The 15,817-nt window shown below is 63.1% G+C and carries 17 protein-coding genes; 6 read left to right on the top strand and 11 right to left on the bottom strand.

The window, feature by feature from the left end:
• Nucleotides 1–35 precede the first annotated feature (35 nt).
• The 6 genes from F8G81_RS19600 to F8G81_RS19575 form a co-directional block, all read right to left on the bottom strand.
• The gene (locus F8G81_RS19600; RefSeq protein WP_267276302.1) at nucleotides 36–251 is read right to left on the bottom strand and encodes a hypothetical protein; all 216 of its coding nucleotides are present in this window, start codon (nucleotides 249–251) and stop codon (nucleotides 36–38) included.
• A gap of 14 nt (nucleotides 252–265) precedes the next feature.
• A complete protein-coding gene (locus F8G81_RS19595; protein WP_267276301.1) occupies nucleotides 266–475 on the bottom strand; it encodes a hypothetical protein in 210 nt (69 codons plus the stop codon).
• 208 nt (nucleotides 476–683) lie between these two features.
• A complete protein-coding gene (gene mmsB, locus F8G81_RS19590) occupies nucleotides 684–1,994 on the bottom strand; it encodes a multiple monosaccharide ABC transporter permease (RefSeq protein ID WP_267276300.1) in 1,311 nt (436 codons plus the stop codon).
• Nucleotides 1,995–1,999: 5 nt separating this feature from the next.
• Entirely contained in the window at nucleotides 2,000–3,529 is a 1,530-nt protein-coding gene (mmsA, locus tag F8G81_RS19585) for a multiple monosaccharide ABC transporter ATP-binding protein (protein WP_267276299.1), read from the bottom strand.
• Nucleotides 3,530–3,642: 113 nt separating this feature from the next.
• Entirely contained in the window at nucleotides 3,643–4,767 is a 1,125-nt protein-coding gene (gene chvE, locus F8G81_RS19580; protein ID WP_416377071.1) for a multiple monosaccharide ABC transporter substrate-binding protein, read from the bottom strand.
• 279 nt (nucleotides 4,768–5,046) lie between these two features.
• Entirely contained in the window at nucleotides 5,047–6,171 is a 1,125-nt protein-coding gene (locus F8G81_RS19575; RefSeq protein ID WP_267276297.1) for a DNA alkylation repair protein, read from the bottom strand.
• 215 nt (nucleotides 6,172–6,386) lie between these two features.
• Here F8G81_RS19575 and F8G81_RS19570 point away from each other — a divergent pair, with 215 nt between their 5' ends.
• Complete coding sequence (locus tag F8G81_RS19570) at nucleotides 6,387–7,091, top strand: phosphatase PAP2 family protein (protein WP_267279303.1); 705 nt, start codon at nucleotides 6,387–6,389, stop codon at nucleotides 7,089–7,091.
• Nucleotides 7,092–7,097: 6 nt separating this feature from the next.
• Nucleotides 7,098–7,409 (top strand): MmcQ/YjbR family DNA-binding protein, encoded by a 312-nt coding sequence (locus tag F8G81_RS19565; protein ID WP_267276296.1) that lies wholly within the window; start codon nucleotides 7,098–7,100, stop codon nucleotides 7,407–7,409.
• A gap of 17 nt (nucleotides 7,410–7,426) precedes the next feature.
• Here F8G81_RS19565 and F8G81_RS19560 read toward each other — a convergent pair whose 3' ends face one another.
• Nucleotides 7,427–7,747 carry a MerR family transcriptional regulator gene (locus tag F8G81_RS19560; RefSeq protein WP_267276295.1) on the bottom strand — a complete coding sequence of 107 codons (321 nt, stop codon included), beginning with the start codon at nucleotides 7,745–7,747 and terminating at the stop codon, nucleotides 7,427–7,429.
• A 138-nt stretch (nucleotides 7,748–7,885) separates the two neighbouring features.
• Between F8G81_RS19560 and F8G81_RS19555 the strand changes: the two genes are divergently transcribed.
• The 3 genes from F8G81_RS19555 to F8G81_RS19545 all read left to right on the top strand — a co-directional run bounded on the left by F8G81_RS19555 (nucleotide 7,886) and on the right by F8G81_RS19545 (nucleotide 9,478).
• Complete coding sequence (locus tag F8G81_RS19555) at nucleotides 7,886–8,308, top strand: Hsp20/alpha crystallin family protein (RefSeq protein ID WP_267279302.1); 423 nt, start codon at nucleotides 7,886–7,888, stop codon at nucleotides 8,306–8,308.
• 187 nt (nucleotides 8,309–8,495) lie between these two features.
• Nucleotides 8,496–9,041: a J domain-containing protein gene (locus F8G81_RS19550; RefSeq protein ID WP_267276294.1), complete on the top strand. Its 546-nt coding sequence runs from the start codon at nucleotides 8,496–8,498 to the stop codon at nucleotides 9,039–9,041.
• Nucleotides 9,042–9,100: 59 nt separating this feature from the next.
• Nucleotides 9,101–9,478 (top strand): hypothetical protein, encoded by a 378-nt coding sequence (locus F8G81_RS19545; RefSeq protein WP_267276293.1) that lies wholly within the window; start codon nucleotides 9,101–9,103, stop codon nucleotides 9,476–9,478.
• Between the two features lie 87 nt (nucleotides 9,479–9,565).
• On the opposite strand, the gene F8G81_RS19540 is transcribed toward F8G81_RS19545, so the two are convergent.
• Nucleotides 9,566–11,095, bottom strand: coding sequence for an AAA family ATPase (locus F8G81_RS19540; protein WP_267276292.1), 1,530 nt, complete (start codon nucleotides 11,093–11,095; stop codon nucleotides 9,566–9,568).
• A gap of 265 nt (nucleotides 11,096–11,360) precedes the next feature.
• Here F8G81_RS19540 and F8G81_RS19535 point away from each other — a divergent pair, with 265 nt between their 5' ends.
• Nucleotides 11,361–12,917 carry a glycoside hydrolase family 1 protein gene (locus F8G81_RS19535; protein ID WP_267276291.1) on the top strand — a complete coding sequence of 519 codons (1,557 nt, stop codon included), beginning with the start codon at nucleotides 11,361–11,363 and terminating at the stop codon, nucleotides 12,915–12,917.
• 54 nt (nucleotides 12,918–12,971) lie between these two features.
• Here the strand turns inward: F8G81_RS19535 and F8G81_RS19530 are convergent, their stop codons facing one another.
• The 3 genes from F8G81_RS19530 to F8G81_RS19520 all read right to left on the bottom strand — a co-directional run bounded on the left by F8G81_RS19530 (nucleotide 12,972) and on the right by F8G81_RS19520 (nucleotide 15,685).
• A complete protein-coding gene (locus F8G81_RS19530) occupies nucleotides 12,972–14,117 on the bottom strand; it encodes an App1 family protein (RefSeq protein ID WP_267276290.1) in 1,146 nt (381 codons plus the stop codon).
• Nucleotides 14,118–14,217: 100 nt separating this feature from the next.
• Nucleotides 14,218–14,949, bottom strand: a complete 732-nt coding sequence (locus F8G81_RS19525; protein ID WP_267276289.1) for a DUF72 domain-containing protein — start codon at nucleotides 14,947–14,949, stop codon at nucleotides 14,218–14,220.
• Nucleotide 14,950: 1 nt separating this feature from the next.
• A complete protein-coding gene (locus tag F8G81_RS19520; RefSeq protein WP_267276288.1) occupies nucleotides 14,951–15,685 on the bottom strand; it encodes a GAF and ANTAR domain-containing protein in 735 nt (244 codons plus the stop codon).
• Nucleotides 15,686–15,817 lie beyond the last annotated feature (132 nt).

Below are 15,817 nucleotides of genomic sequence, written 5' to 3'. Positions count from 1 at the left end.
GCCTGCCGCCGTCGGCCTCCTTTGCGGGAAGCTTCCTACGTCCCGAGGCCGGTTTCGCGAATCGGCAGGACTTCATAGCCGTCCGTCTTGGCCACCATCTGGCGTCCGTGGTTGCCGTTGAACCTCAGCCACATCACTGACGAGTCCGCCGTGGCAGTCTCAACTTCGCCGGTGCGGATGACGCTCCCCCCAGAGCGCAATTCCACCCAGCTGCCAATGAGCTGATGCCAGTCTTCAGTCGGCTCGTCCACGGATTCGCCGGTCCTTAGGAAACCAGTTCGCGGGTCATCCCAAACGGAACCTGGTCTGACAAGGTTGCGGTGTAACGGCCGGGTCCTACCCGGGTCACCAGAATGCCGTGGGTGCCGGCAAGGAGGGCCACTTCCTGAAGGCGTTTGACGGCGGCGTCGAGCTCTTCGTCCAAAAGGTGCCGGCTGGCAACTTCGATATCAATGCGGTCTATGGGGGTAGACATGGTGTTCCTTATTTTTGTTGGGGTTATGTTGCTTTGGAGGGATAAATATTTGCGGATCCATTGTGAGCGCTAACTACAAGCGGCAGGGCGCTTTCCGCCGTGATAGGTCGGAAAGCGCCTCGCCACCGGCAGCGAGTTTCATCTGTGCAGGTCAACCCAGATCTGTGGGCGTGACCGGTCACTCTTGCTTATTCGGGCTTGGCCCAGTTTACTCCGGCTTCGCCACGGGCACGGGGACAGGCCGGTCCTGCGACTGGCCAGGGGTAGCCGCGGGTGCCTTGGATTCGGTGATGGCCGGCGGGGAAGTCCTGAACTTGAACTTCTTGCCGATGGTGCTTCCGCCGCCACCTGTGCGGTTCTTGTTGAAGATGTCGAATCCGACGGCCAGCAGGAGGACGAGTCCCTTGATGAGCTGCTGGTAGTCGGTGCCCAGGCCGAGGATGGACATGCCGTTGTTCAGCACGCCCATGATCAGGCCGCCGATCATTGCTCCAGCCACGGTGCCGATGCCACCCTGGACGGCAGCGCCGCCGATGAAGGCAGCGGCGATGGAATCCAGTTCGAAGCCGGTGCCGCCGGCAGGCTGTGCGGAGTTCAGGCGGGCAGTGAAGACCAGGCCGGCGAGGGCGGCCAGGACGCCCATGTTGACGAACAGCCGGAAGGTGACGGCTTTGGTTTTCACACCGGAGAGCTCTGCTGCATGCAGGTTTCCGCCGATGGCGTAGACGTGGCGGCCGAAGACGCTGTTGTTCATCAGCGCCGTGTAGCCGATCACCAGGACAGCCAGCACGATGAGAACGATGGGTGTACCCCGGTAGCTGGCCAGGAGGAACGTGATGATCAGCATGAGCAGGGCTACGAAGGTTGTCTTGGTAGCGAACCAGGCCATCGGTTCGTTCTCGAGATCGAACTTCTTGCGGATCCTGCGTTCCTTAAGGGCCTGAATGATCAGTGCCAGGGTGGCTCCCACGCCCAGGATCACGGTCAGCCACTCCAGGACGGAGGTGCCGCCGGAAATGTCCGGCAGGAAGCCGCCACCCAGCGCTCGAAGCTCAGACGGGAACGGGGTGATCTGCTGGTTCTTCAGGGTGATCAGTGTCAGGCCACGGAAGATCAACATGCCGGCCAGCGTGACGATGAACGCCGGGATGCCAACGTACGCGATCCAGTAGCCTTGCCAGGCTCCCACCAGGGCGCCCACCAGGAGGCAGGCAGGGATGGCCAGCCACCAGGCCCATCCCCAGTGAACCATCATGACGCCGGCAACGGCGCCGATGAAGCCGGCGATCGACCCAACGGAGAGGTCGATATGGCCGGCGATGATCACCATGACCATGCCTATTGCCAGGATGAGGATGTAGCTGTTCTGGACCACAAGGTTGCTGACGTTCTGCGGCTGCAGCAGGATTCCGTCGGTGAGCACCTGGAACAGCAGGACGATCAGGATCAGGGCAACAAAGATGCCAACCTGCCGGAGGCGGCTTGTCAGGAACCCGAGGGATTCTCGTAGGGCGGACATGGTGGCTATTCCTTCTCTTTGGTCATGTAGTGCATGAGGGATTCCTGGGATGCTTCGGCGATGGGCACCTCGCCGGTGACGTGGCCCGCTGACAGGGTGTAGATCCTGTCGCAGATGCCAAGGAGTTCCGGCAGTTCGGATGAGATGACGATGACTGCCTTTCCTTCCGCTGCCAGTTTGGCGATGATCGTGTAGATCTCGAACTTGGCGCCGACGTCGATACCCCTGGTTGGCTCATCAAGGATCAGCACATCAGGGTCGGAGAACATCCATTTGCTCAGCACTACCTTTTGCTGGTTTCCGCCGGAGAGTTTGCCGGTGATCGCGGCAACGGAGGGAGCCTTGATGTTCATGCTCTTGCGGTAGCTGTTGGCCACCACCGTTTCCTGGTTCTTGTCTACCCAGCCGCCCTTGACCAGCTTGCGCAGGGCTGCCATGGAGACGTTCCGCTGGATGTCTTCGATAAGGTTCAGGCCGTAACGCTTGCGGTCCTCGGTGGCATAGGCGATGCCATGCCGGATGGCGCTGGAGACCGTGGAGGTGTCGATTTCCTTGCCGTACTTGAACACTTTCCCGGAGATGGCGTTGCCGTACGTGCGTCCGAAAACGCTCATGGCCAGTTCCGTCCGGCCTGCCCCCATCAGGCCTGCCAGTCCCACCACCTCGCCCTTGCGGACATTGAGGCTGGCGTTATGCACCACAACGCGGGAGTGGTCCTGGGGATGCTGGACGGACCAGTCCTCGATCCGCAGGACTTCCTCGCCGATCTTCGGGTCGCGGTCCGGGTACAGGCTCTCCAGGTCACGGCCCACCATGCCGCGGATGATGCGCTCCTGGGTGATCTGGCCTTCATCAAGCCGGAGCGTCTCGATGGTCTTGCCGTCGCGGATGATGGTGACGGCGTCGGCCACCTTGCGGATCTCGTTGAGTTTGTGGCTGATGATGATGCTGGTGATTCCCTGGCCCTTAAGGTGGAGGATCAGGTCCAGGAGATGGCCGGAGTCTTCATCATTGAGAGCCGCCGTGGGTTCGTCCAGGATCAGAAGCTTGACTTCCTTGGACAGGGCCTTGGCGATCTCAACCAACTGCTGCTTGCCCACGCTGATGTGCTGGACAGGGGTAATGGGATTTTCGGCCAGCCCCACCCTGGCCAGCAGCTTTGCGGCCTCCAGGTTGGTCTTACGCCAATCCACCCAGCCATTTTTGGCCTGTTCGTTACCGAGGTAGATGTTCTCGGCGATGGAGAGGTAGGGGCTCAGTGCGAGCTCCTGGTGGATGATGACAATGCCGCGCTTTTCGCTGTCATTGATGGTGGAGAAGTTGCAGGGTTCGTTTTCGAAGAGGACGTCCCCTTCGAAGGAGCTGTGCGGGTAGACACCGGACAGGACCTTCATGAGGGTGGATTTCCCGGCCCCGTTCTCACCACAGATGGCGTGTACCTCGCCGCGGTTAACATCCAGGGTGACATCCTGCAGCGCCTTGACGCCCGGAAAGGTCTTGGTGATTCCTCGCATTTGAAGAATGGGTGTATTCATCGTCAATTCCCACTGACTGGTCGGAAACTGGGCTGGCCTGCGGCTGCAGGGGCCCTATGAGACGGGTTGTGGCCGGGCCTTGCCGGGCCCGGCCACAACCCCGCGACGTTCTCTTACTTTACGTCTGCGTCGGTGTAATAGCCCGAGTCAATGAGTTCCTTCTTGTAGTTGTCCTTGGTGACGATCACGGACTTCAGCAGGTAAGACGGAACAACCTTGACCTTGTTGTTGTAGGTCTTGGTGTCGTTCACCTCAGGCTCCTGGCCCTTCAGCACGGAGTCGACCATCTTGACGGCCTGTTCACCCAGCTGGCGGGTGTCCTTGAAGATGGTGGAGTACTGCTCGCCGGCGATGATGGACTTCACGGCGCCCTTTTCGGCGTCCTGGCCGGTGACCACCGGCAGGGTGTCCTTGGTGTAGCCGCCACCGCTGATCAGAGCGGAGATGATACCGAGGGAGAGTCCGTCGTACGGGGACAGCACGCCTTCAAGCTTCGTGCCGGAGCTGTAGGCCGAGGTCAGGATGTCTTCCATCCGCTTCTGGGCAACGGGGGGTTCCCAGCGGAGGATGGCTGCCTGCTCGAACTTGGTCTGGCCGCTGGGGACCTTCAGGGTACCGGCATCCAGGTATGGCTTCAGGGTGTCCATGGCGCCGGTCCAGAAGAAGTTGGCGTTGTTGTCATCCGGGCTGCCGGCAAAGAGCTCAACGTTGAACGGGCCCTTGCCTTCGACCTTCTTGCCGCTGGCGTCAACCAGTCCAAGGCCGGTCAGCAGGGATGTGGCCTGCTGCACTCCCACGGTGTAGTTGTCGAAGGTGGTGTAGTAATCCACATTCGGGGTGCCGTTGATCAGGCGGTCGTAAGCGATGACCTTGACGTTGGATTCCTTCGCCTTGGCGAGGACGTCGGTGAGGGTGGTGCCGTCAATGGCAGCAATGATCAGGGCCTTGGCGCCCTTGGTCAGCATGTTCTCGATCTGGGAGACCTGCGTGGGGATGTCATTATTCGCGAACTGGAGGTCTGTCTTGTAGCCCAGGTCCTTCAGCGACTTCTCGACGTTGGCGCCGTCAGCGATCCAGCGTTCCGATGTCTGCGTCGGCATGGAGATGCCCACCAGGGAATCGCTCGGGTTCGCAGTGCCCGTGGAGGTTGCTTCCCCGCCACGGGTTCCGCAGCCAGAGGCCCCCACAGTCACTGCGAGGACGACGGCGACCGCGCCCAGGAGTTTCTTAATTCTCACGTTTATTTCTCCTTCCGCGGACGGGTTGGTCCGCGAAGTGGTACTTGAGCAGGCAAGCATCTGCGCTTACCGGCGGGTATAGCAGCCAGTATTACACCTGTCTTAATGGCAGGACCGGAAGCTCCTGCCATTTGTCGAGAACTGCATTGACTGGCGGGGCTGAGTTCGTACTTTTGCCAGTTTTTGCGGGTTCTCTTTAAGCTGGTATCTTTGTTAGCGCTAACAAGTAGGAGCTTACTCGCTGCTATTGGTGTGAGTCAAATCACTTTTTTGCAACGCTTATGGGATCACGCGTTCCGCTTCCAGCACGAATTCTGTCCGTGAGTGGCGTATTCCATTGATTTGCAGCTCCAATGCGTGCACTCCCGGATGGTGCACCCTGGTGGTCATCGGCTTGAAGGCGTGCCGCTTTGACAGGGTTTTGGTCTCCCCCGCGCCCAGGGTCAGTGAGGTCATCTTGAAGACCTTGGCCGAATGGCTGCCGTTGGCCTTGAGGTAGTGCACCACGTAGTCCACGGCCAGCCGGGCATCAGTGCTGCCGATATTCGACACGTCAAAATCGAAGGTCAGCTCGGCCGGCATGGTTACCACCCGCCGGTCCAGCCGCGGTGCGGTAACGGTCACCGAAGCGGGGGCGAAACCAAGTAATGCCAGCGCTTCCGGGTGCGCCTTCTTGATCAGCGTCCTCAGTCCCTGGCGGACCAGGCCTGGAGTGTTGGCGTCCGGCGCCGCAAGCCAGCGTGCCGCCGTCGATACCACCACGCCCGGCGCATGCCGGGCCAGATCGTTGAGGTGGTTGGCAACCGACCGCCGCACGTACTCCGACGGGTCGCGGTAGAGGGCGTCCAGGATTGGGAGGGTCGCTTCCGGGGTGCGGATCAGTGAAGGCACACGCACCGCCCACGGAAGGTAGGCCCTGGTGCCCTCGCTGGCCAGGCGCCGGACGTGTTCGTCGGGATGCGACGTCCAGTGGCGGATGGTGCGCAGTGCACGGTCCTGATCGCGGGCCAGCAGGCGGCGGACGGCGAATTCGCCGGTGAGCCTTGGGGTCAGTTCGGCCAACAGGGCCAGGCAGTCGTCGAAATCCTGGTCCGAACCCGATTCCAGCGCGAGCGTGACAGCAGCTTCTGATACCGGCCACAGGACCCAGCCGGTGAACGCGGGCCTCCGGAGGGCGCTCCGGAAGATGCGGGCCGCCGTCGGATAGCCCGGTTGAGGCAACTGGCGCAGGTCCTCCAGTAAAGCGTGGCTCACGTGGTCCGTGCGTTCGCGCAGGCCAAGCGGGCTGAGTCCGGCTGCCGCGCCAGCGAGGTGTTCCCAGTCCTTCCCGGGGGAGGCCTCGGCAAGTAATTCGGCCAGGGATTCCACGCCTTGCGCATTGATGAGTTCATTCATGACGCCCATCCCGTCAGGCTACCGTGGCGGGCCGACAGTATGGTGGCCGCGGAACCATGCCAACGTACGCTGTGCCGGGATAATGTTCCGGTAGGAAGTCTTTGGCGGCACAGGACGGATTCAGGGTGGCAGAGCGGTCAGGAACACGAAAGTCCGGAGATCCGGGCACCAGCCCAGGCCGGTGGCGGGCCTTCCACGACAAGTTCGTGGTGGAGGAACGCTATATGGAACCTGGAGCCCGAAAGAGGCTGTACCGGACTGCGGTGCTCCTCATCGGGCTGGGTGTTGTCCTGTTCGTCGCCACCCTGCTGGGCGTACTGCAGGGGAACGGGCTGGCGGCAGTGGACGGATCGGTCCGGGATTGGCTGCTTACGCTCCGCTCCGAACCGCTGACCGGCGTGATGATCTTCCTGGCGGTGATCTTTGGGCCCGTTGCCCTGCCAATCATTGTCCTGGTGGTCAACGTGGTGTGGGGGTTTGCCGCAAAGCATGCCTGGCGTCCGATTGTCCTGGCTGCCGCGATGCTGTCCGGCGTGCTCATATCGCAGATCATCCTGCAGATCGTGAGGCGCTCGCGGCCGCCCGTGGAGCTGATGCTGTTCGGGGCAGACCATACGTTCTCGTTTCCGTCCGGCCACGTCCTGGGCGCCTGCGACTTCCTCCTGGTCACGGCGTTCCTGATCTTCTCCCGGCGGAAAAATCCCCGTGCCGCAGTCCTGGGTTTTGTGGGAGCAGGCGTGGGGATAATCCTCGCGGCCCTTAGCCGGCTATACCTGGGCTACCACTGGCTGAGCGATGCCCTCGCCTCCATTTCGCTGTCCCTGGTGATCCTGGGTGCCGCCATCGCCTTGGATACCTGGCGTACCGCCCGGATTCCAGGCGAACGGATCACGGGCGAATTGTCCAAGGCAGACGCGCCAGGCGACTGAGGATTCATGGCCACTGAAGAGGACGTTCGCCGCATCTGCCTGGCGCTGCCGGGCGTTAGTGAGCGCAGCAGCTGGAACCAGCCTGCCTGGTTCGCGAGGACCCTGATGGCCCGCATGTGGGAAGACGGTGTGTTGACGGTGAAGACGGCGGAGCGGGAGGCCCTGGCCGGGACCGATTCCGGAACCTACTTCTGGACGCCCCATCATGAGCGGTCCCCGCAACTGGTCCTGATCCGGCTCTCCCGGATTGACGTAGAGGAGCTCGCGGAGGTGCTTGAGGAGTCCTACCTGCTGGCGGGCGGACGCGGACCTTCTTGAGCTTTCCGACCTTCCTGTTACGGTTCCGGGCGCGCCTGCGCGCGTTTGAGGGCACGGTGCAGCTTCGCGTTGGCAGCCTCCAGTTCAAGGACCTTGGCCACGCCGGCAAGATTGAGCCCTTGGTCCAGGAGCTCTCCGATGCGGAGCAGCACGGCGATGTCCGAATCGGTGTATTGGCGGGTTCCGCCGGACGTCCGGACCGGTGTGAGCAGACCCCTGGTTTCGTAGAGCCGAATGTTCTGCTGGCCCGTGCCGGCCAGCTTGGCCGCCACGGAAATGGCATACAGCGCACGTCCTGCCCTGGGTTCCGGCACCCGTCCCGTTGGCCCATTGTTCATGTCCGCTCCAAAATTTTCACCGGCTGGTATTGCCTCAGTCTCCCACAGGTGCTATAAAAAATCTATATCCACCACCATAGATAAATGAGTGGATATGCGAGTGGATTCAACATCGAGAAGTTGAAGGAGTGGGAAATGATGTTGATGCGTACGGACCCGTTCCGTGAGCTGGACCGGCTCACCCAGCAGGTCTTTGGAACTGCAGCCCGGCCAGCCGCCATGCCGATGGATGCCTGGCAGGAGGATGGCACCTTCGTGGTCGCCTTCGACCTCCCCGGCGTCAAGATCGACACAGTAGACCTTAATGTCGAACAGAACGTCTTGACAGTCAGGGCTGAGCGCAAGGATCCAACCCAGCCGAATGTTGAGCTGGTGGCCTCCGAGCGGCCGCGCGGCGTCTTCAGCCGCCAGCTGATCCTGGGCGACACGCTGGATACCGACAACATCAAGGCAAGCTACGACCAAGGCGTCCTGACCCTGAGGATCCCCGTGGCGGAGCAGGCTAAGCCGCGCAAGATAGAAATTGAAACCAAGGGCCACATGCACGAGATCGGCACCTAGCCCAAGCAACACTCTGGGCGCAGGCAGCGCGTACGCGCCGCCTGCGCCCGGCCGTCCGTCCACTGGCGGCACGGTTCACCGGTGGCACGGTCCACTGGTGAACCCGTCCAGCGAAACCGTCCGCTGATGACATAGCCCCTGGTGAGACAGTCCACGATGACATCGTCCGGTCTTGAAGGGTTCCGGCATGGAGAGCCTGCCCGACTACTACGCAGTTTTGCATGTGGGACCTGCTGCCACTCAGCGGGAGATCTCGCGCGCCTACCGTGCCCTGATGCGTACCCACCATCCGGACGTCGACGGCAGCGATGCTGCGGACCGGAAGGCTCAGGACAACAAACTGCTGGGGATCATGCAGGCCTTCGCCGTCCTCCGTGATCCGGTTCGGCGGGCCGACTACGACCGCAGTGTCAGGGGACAAAGCGTCAGGGAACAGGGCGCTAGGGAACAGGGCGCCAGCGGGCAGGGCAACAAAGGATACGGCGGCACGTCCCGCGGCCGTGGGGAGCAAGAAACTGCGGAGCAAGAAACTGCGGGGCAAGAAACTGTTGGACGGGAAACTGCGGAGCAAGGCAGCAGCGCCCAGGCCGGCGGACGGCGGTTCAGGGCGCAGAACACAGGCGATTCCGTTCCGCAGGACATCCCGGTCCGCAAGGTCCGCAGCCGTGCCGAGCGTTCGGGCCACACCATTCGGATTACCCCTGTCCGGTGGGAAAGCGGACCCTGGGCCTGAGACGGCTTACCCGGCCACGGCTTGGAATGACACAACCTGGAAGGAAAAGGACACCGACCATGAGCGACTGGCGCCGCTATGACTCCCACCTGATCCCCGCATTCCATGAGCGTTTCGAGGAGCGGTGGGGAAAGGGAACAGCACCGTTCCTGGATCCTGAAGCACACGAGCAGCCGGTTCCCCGGGCCCAGTGGATCAATCCCGCCACCGGGGCCGCCCTGGCGGTTGTTCCTGTGTGGACCGTGGACGAGGGGCAGCAACGCTCTTTCGGGGTGTTCTATCTTCCGCCTACAGGTGACATCTGGGTACTCCGGCCGGGCTACACCGGCTATCTTGAACCGGCAGACGGGGAGACAGAGCACCTCGTGACGCTCCGGAACGACGCTTTCCGGAAAGCGGTGGCGCACGCCAAGGAGTTCCTTTTCGGCTCCCAGTAACCGCCCGTCCCAAGACGGACTATGCAGGCATTGGGCAGGCATCGGGAGGGAAGTAGGCAGGAATTCGGCTAGAATGCCAGGCAGGAATCAGCCCGGCATGACCGGCCCCGGACCCATTCCGCCTGCACTCGAAAAGCCCGGCCCGGGGGACTCCGGACCCATAACTGCCGGACCCTTAACTGCCGCACTCGTAACTGTCTGACCGGGGATGCCCGCTCCGGCCCATCCTGCCTCCTCGGCCGGGTTTCCGCTGCCAAGTAGGCTGCGTGTCAGCGATTCGGCGTCGGCCATGAGATCCTCCGCTGCCGCCGACAAATGGGCATCCGACACAAGCATGTCCTCCAGCGCCGCCCCCACTACAGCCCGTCTGACCAGTTCCCGGGCGAATGAAGCTGTGGTTCCGGCCGTCTTCCCGGCGGCTCCGGCCAAGGCCTCCGGGCTGAACGCCACATGTTGCCCGTACAGCTTCAGCAGGGCAACGCGTTCCGCAAAGGCAGGCAACGGGATTTCCACCGCCAGGTCCACGCGGCCGGGACGCTGCGCCAGGGCACGCTCCAGCATGTCCGGGCGGTTCGTCGTCAGGACGAAGGCGACGTCGGCGTCGTTGTCCAGCCCGTCCATGGCATCGAGCACTTCAAAAAGCAGGGGCTGCGGCCCGTGTCCGAAGCTCCGGTCCTCGGCGATGAGGTCGCAGTCTTCCAGCACCACAATCGATGGCTGAAGTGCCCTGGCCATACGGGCCGCCTCGGAGATCCTGGCGAGCGAACCGCCGGAGAGGAGGATCGCCGTCGACCCCTGGCTTTGGCTGAGCAGGTAACGCACGGTGTGCGTCTTGCCGGTCCCCGGCCGGCCATAGAGGAGGATTCCGCGCTTGAGGTGCTGGCCGTGCCGTTTGAGGGATTCCCGGTGGGTGGCTATCCCTACCGTATGGTCAGCCACCTTCTGCAGGAGTCCGTCCGGAAGGATGACATCTGAGGCGGGCAGCGCCGGCCGGTGATGGAAGGTGACCCCTCCGGTACGGGGACCGTATTCGCCCATGGTCAGCGAGATGACCTGGCCCTTGAGTACACTGCGGGTCTCCATCCGGCGGCGGAATTCGGCCAGGAACGCGGAGCCGGCCCGAGGCTCCGGGGCAACCACTTCCAGCGAGGCGGCCTGCCGCCCTGAACGCGGATCGGCGTCGCGCTGCAGTACCGCCAGCGGGCTGCCGTCAAAGGTGAGGAGCCACAGGCCCAATGCCACGGCCTGGCGTTGTTCCCCCGGCCCCACTGCCAGGTTGGTGTAGTCAGGCTGCGCCAGCGGAAACTGCGGGAAGAGCTGGGAATGCTGGACCATGTCGCTGAGCGACTGATGGTGCCGCTGGCCACCCCCGCCGATGCCCACCAGGCGGCTGTCCGGATCCTGGCCGGCGAACTCGGCCATAAGGATGTCCGCGTCCACGAACCGGTGCGGCGGGATATCCTCCACTACAACGGCGAGGCCTTCTGCCGGTGCACCCAGATGCTCGGTCAGGGCCTCCAGAAGCTGCTTGCCGGGCTGCTGCCTGTGGTTCCCTGCCTGCGCCAGCTGGACCAGAGCGGCAAAATCGTCGATGAACTTCCCCAGTTTTTCATCCATCCCCAGACCCTAACAGGACGCGCCGTCACCGCGGCCGTTACCACCGCCGCGGCCGCGGAAGCCCGCCCGCAGCGAACGAAAAGTATGCCCTCGTCAGGGGCCCTGCCGTATGCCATTCTGAGACTTATCCACCGGGGATATCAGCAAAGGAGCTGGCCATGTTCACGCCACAAGGATGGGGAATCATGCGAGGATATGGTCCGGATACCGCGTGGTTCAAGGGCCCCGCGTGCAACTTTCCCTCCGTCATTAAGGGCTGATTTTCATGCATATCACCGCCAAGGAGCTGGCCGGGCTCATTCCGCCGGGATTCACACTGGGTGTGGGCACCGCCGCTTTCCAGATCGAGGGTGCCTTGGAGGAGGATGGCCGGGGGCCAGCAGGGTGGGATGTTTTCGCGGCCAAGCCCGGAGCGATTGTGGGTGGCCACAGCCCGGCCGTGGCCTGTGACCATTACCACCGGATGCCCGGTGACGTGGCCCTCATGAAGCAGCTGGGCGTGGACTCCTACCGGTTCTCGCTGTCCTGGCCACGGATCCAGCCCAACGGCAGCGGGGCCGTTAACCGTGCCGGCCTGGACTTCTACGACCGGCTGCTGGATGAGCTGCTGGCCAACGGGATCTCACCCATGGTGACCCTCTACCACTGGGACACGCCGCTGGCCTTGGACGATGCCGGCGGCTGGCTCAACCGGGACACGGCCTACCGTCTGGGCGAGTTCGCCGCTATCGCCGCCGCTGCCTTCGGGGACAGGGTTGCCCGGTGGGTGACGATCAACGAGCCTGCCACAGTCACGACCAACGGCTATACCCTGGGGCTCCACTCGCCCGGCGAAGCCCTGCTGCTCAACGCGCTCCCAACCGTGCATCACCAGCTGCTGGGCCATGGCCTGGCGGTCCAGGCACTGCGCGCGGCGGGAGTGCCTGGCGAAATAGGCATGAGCAACGTCTACTCGCCGATGGTTCCCAATTCCTTCAACCCGCTGGACAAGCTCAGTGCAGGGCTCATGGACCTTGCGCAAAACCGGCTGTATGCGGATCCGGTGCTCACGGGAAAGTACCCGGACCTGATCCGCGCCGCAAAGTTCTTTGGCTCGTTCGACCACCCGGACGGGGACATGGAGATCATCTCCCAGCCGCTGGACTTCTACGGGCTGAACTACTACATGCCCACCAAGGTGGCAGTGGGCGCCGGTGAAGGCGCCGTCCCGGCCAGCATGGCCGAAGCCCTGGGCGATGACCTGACATCGGCCGCCGGCGGCGGGACGCCTTTCCACGTTGTCCCTTGGCCGGAGGCAGACATCACGGCCTACGGCTGGCCGGTGAAGCCTGACTACATGGCCGTGGCCCTGCGGGAAATGGCAGAGCGGTATCCCAACCTTCCCCCAGTGATCCTCACCGAGGGAGGCGCCAGCTTCGAGGACATCATCGTCCGCGACAAGTCCACCAACCGGACGTTTATCCCCGATGAGCGGAGGCTGAAGTACCTTTCGGACCACATCGAGGCCGCGCTCCGGGCTACAGCTCCCGGTGGTGAAGCGGAGGCGGTGGACCTGCGGGGGTATTACGTGTGGTCGCTTATGGACAATTTCGAGTGGTCCGCTGGCTACAACCAGCCGTTCGGGCTGCTGCACGTGGACTTCGAGACCCTGGAAAGGACCCCCAAGGCGTCCTACTTCTGGCTGCAGGAACTCATTGAGGAACGGAACCTCGCGGTGTCGGCGGCCTCCGCCATCGCCAAGGCCGTGGGGCCGGCGCCCACAGATTCTGAAGACACGGAAGCCCCCGACGACGGCGTTGCCGCGCTGGATGCCACCGCCTAGATTCGCGGAGGTGCTGCAGCCGGGTCAGGAATGCTGTGTTTTAAAGGCTGTGCCTTAAAGGAGGTCAAGGGTGGTGAGCTGCTTGGCCATTCCGGCGCCGTCGGGGGAGTAGATCCAGGGCACCGCCGAGGCGGTATGGTCGCCGGTTTCGGAGTGTCCGCCGGCGAACACTGATTCGCTGATGGACAGCTGCCGGATGGCGATGGCAGCCACCCTGGCCGAGTGCTCCCGCGCGAACCCCGAATAGATCTCCTCGTCGTGCTGGCCGTTGTCACCGATCAGGAGCCAGCGCATGTCCGGGAATTCCTTCGCAAGGCGCTCCAGGTTGCGGCGCTTGTGTTCCTGCCCGCTACGGAACCAACGGTCGTGGGTCAGGCCCCAGTCTGTCAGCAGCAGGGTGCCCGCCGGGTACATGTTGCGGTTCAGGAAACGTGCCAGGGTGGGGGCGGCGTTCCAGGGCCCCGTGGACAGGTAGATGACGGGGGCATCCGGGTGCTCGATGGTCAGCCGGTCCAGGAGCACGGCCATGCCCGGGGTGGCCATGCGTGCCCGCTCGCTCAGCACGAACGTGTTCCACAGCGCCAGGAAGGGACGGGGCAGGGCAGTGACCATCACGGTGTCGTCGATGTCGGAGATGATGCCGAACTTCACGTCCGGTGCAATCACCCGGATGAGTGCCTCCACGGGCTCGGTCCCTGCGGCCCGGAGGATAGCGGTATGCCATCCCGGGGCAAGCTTGACGTCAACCACGGTGTCGATCAGCCCGCCGCGGTCGGCCCGGGCATGTGCCACCACGCCCCCGATGGAAATTTCCACGTCCGTGAACTGCACCGGGACGCTGGTGAAGGCGCGCCAGCCGCGAACGTTCTGGGTGCCGTTGCGGGCTGCGTGTTCCGCCCGGCTTCCCGGAGCAGGTTTCTTCGTCAGCACAACACGGCCAAGCACCCTGACCCAGTCTGTGGATCCGTAGCCCTGGTACGCCACCGTTTGCGGTTCGAAGTTCCAGCGCTTGGCCAGCTGAATGCGGGTGCCGTTGACGCCGTCGGAAAGCTTGTGGGCCAGGCGGAACATCTGGCCGCCCGACACTATGGTGCCGTGCGCGCCGGCAGTATTGTCGGCAGCTTCGCCGTGCCGTTCGTTCTGTTGCGATTCGTTGTGGTTCGATTCGTTGTGCGGAGTGTCCTGGGGAGCCCTGTCCATGCCTCCACTCTGCCACAGGCGGGGCTCCGGTGCGGAGGACTGTGACATGCCTTTGGTGTCCAGAGGGGAGAGCAGGGGTCAACGGGCAAACCCGCCGGCGTCAGCCGTCTCCAAGGATCCAGCGGAGGGTTTCGGCATTCCGCACGGCGTTCCCGCCGCCGTCGTTGTTGAAATAAACAAAGACTTCCTGGCCGTTACCGGACCACTCCCGGATCCGGTCCGCCCACCAGTGCAGGTCCGTATCCGAATACGATCCGCCGTACAGGTGCTGATGGTCAGGTCCGTGCAGCCGCACGTAGACGAAAGGCGCGGTTGTCCGCAGGATGCAGGGAAGGTTCGCTCCACTCATGATGCAGTAGGCCGCCTGGTGCCGCTCGAGCAGTGCGAACACGTCCGGATGCTCCCAGCTGGCATGCCTGAACTCCACGCTGACCCGGATCCACCAGGGGACCTTGGACAGGAAATACTCCAGCCTGGCGTCATCCCGGGCCATTTGGGGCGGCAGCTGGACCAGCAGGATGGCGCGTTTGTCTCCCAGTTCATGCCAGCAGCGCTCAATCCGTTCCAGCCACACCTCCGGCGCATAGAGCTTCTTGGCGTGCGTCAGTCCGCGGGGTGCCTTGACGGACATGGTGAAACCCTGGGGGAGGCGCTGGCGCCAGCTGGCGAAGGCCGTATCCCTGGGCCAGCGGTAAAAACTGGCGTTGAGCTCAACGGTGCCGAAGCGGGAAACATAATGCGCCAGCCTGTCCCTGGCCGGGAGGCCGGGGGGATACAGCACGTTCTCCCAGTGGTCATAACTCCACCCGGACGTTCCGACATGGACGGCCAAGTCAGATGAAGTGGGTCTTGACAGGGCCGCCCCCGGCCGATTCCACAATGGCCGCGGCCACTTCCCTCAGTTTCACGTTCCGGGTGCTTGAGGCGGACTTGATGAGTTCGATTGCCTCGTCCTGGCTGCAGCGGTTCTGCGCAATGATGATGCCCACTGCAGTGTCAATCACGGTGCGTGAATCCAGTGCAGCCTTGAGGTTGGCCGCTGCTTCGGAATGCTGGGCGAGCCGCACGGCCAGGCTTAGTCCCTTGGAGGCCTGGGCGACGTAACTGATGGCATGCTCTACTGCGCTGGCATCGAAGGCGTTCGGCCTGTCCGAGTAAAGGTTGATGCCTGCCTTGGCCTCCTGGCCGGACAGTTCAAAGGGAATTGCCAGCACAGACCTGATGCCGTGGTTCAGCACGGCCTCGCAATACTCCGGCCACATCGTTTCCGTCTTGAAGTCCGGGACGTGGACGATCACCCCTTCACGGGCGCACTTGAGGCACGGGCCGTCTTTGTAGCCGTATTGGATTTCATCGAGCAGGCGGGCCCGTTCGCTGCTGCTGGCCACGGTGGCCGCGGTGCGGTGGCGAAGCAGTGTGATGCCGCAAAGGACTTCCCCCCGGGGACTGGAAAGGTTCTGGGCCGAATACCTTGCCAGTTCATTGAGGAAATCCTCAACATCCTGCGTGTCCAGGAGGAGGTCCTGGACGTTTTCGATAACCAGGCTGGGGGTTGAAGCTTCTTGCATAGGTGCCTCCGGTGGTGCTTGTCCGGCACTTGAAACTCGGACGGAGCGAACAGTTTTTCAGTCGCCAACGAGGGGTTTTTCGGCAGCTGCATTACCGTCATTTCAGGCTACACCCCTTTACCCGGTGTCCTG

This window comes from Arthrobacter sp. CDRTa11, assembly GCF_026427775.1.
In the GTDB taxonomy this organism is placed as follows: domain Bacteria; phylum Actinomycetota; class Actinomycetes; order Actinomycetales; family Micrococcaceae; genus Arthrobacter.
This window is presented reverse-complemented; position numbering and strand designations above follow the sequence as displayed.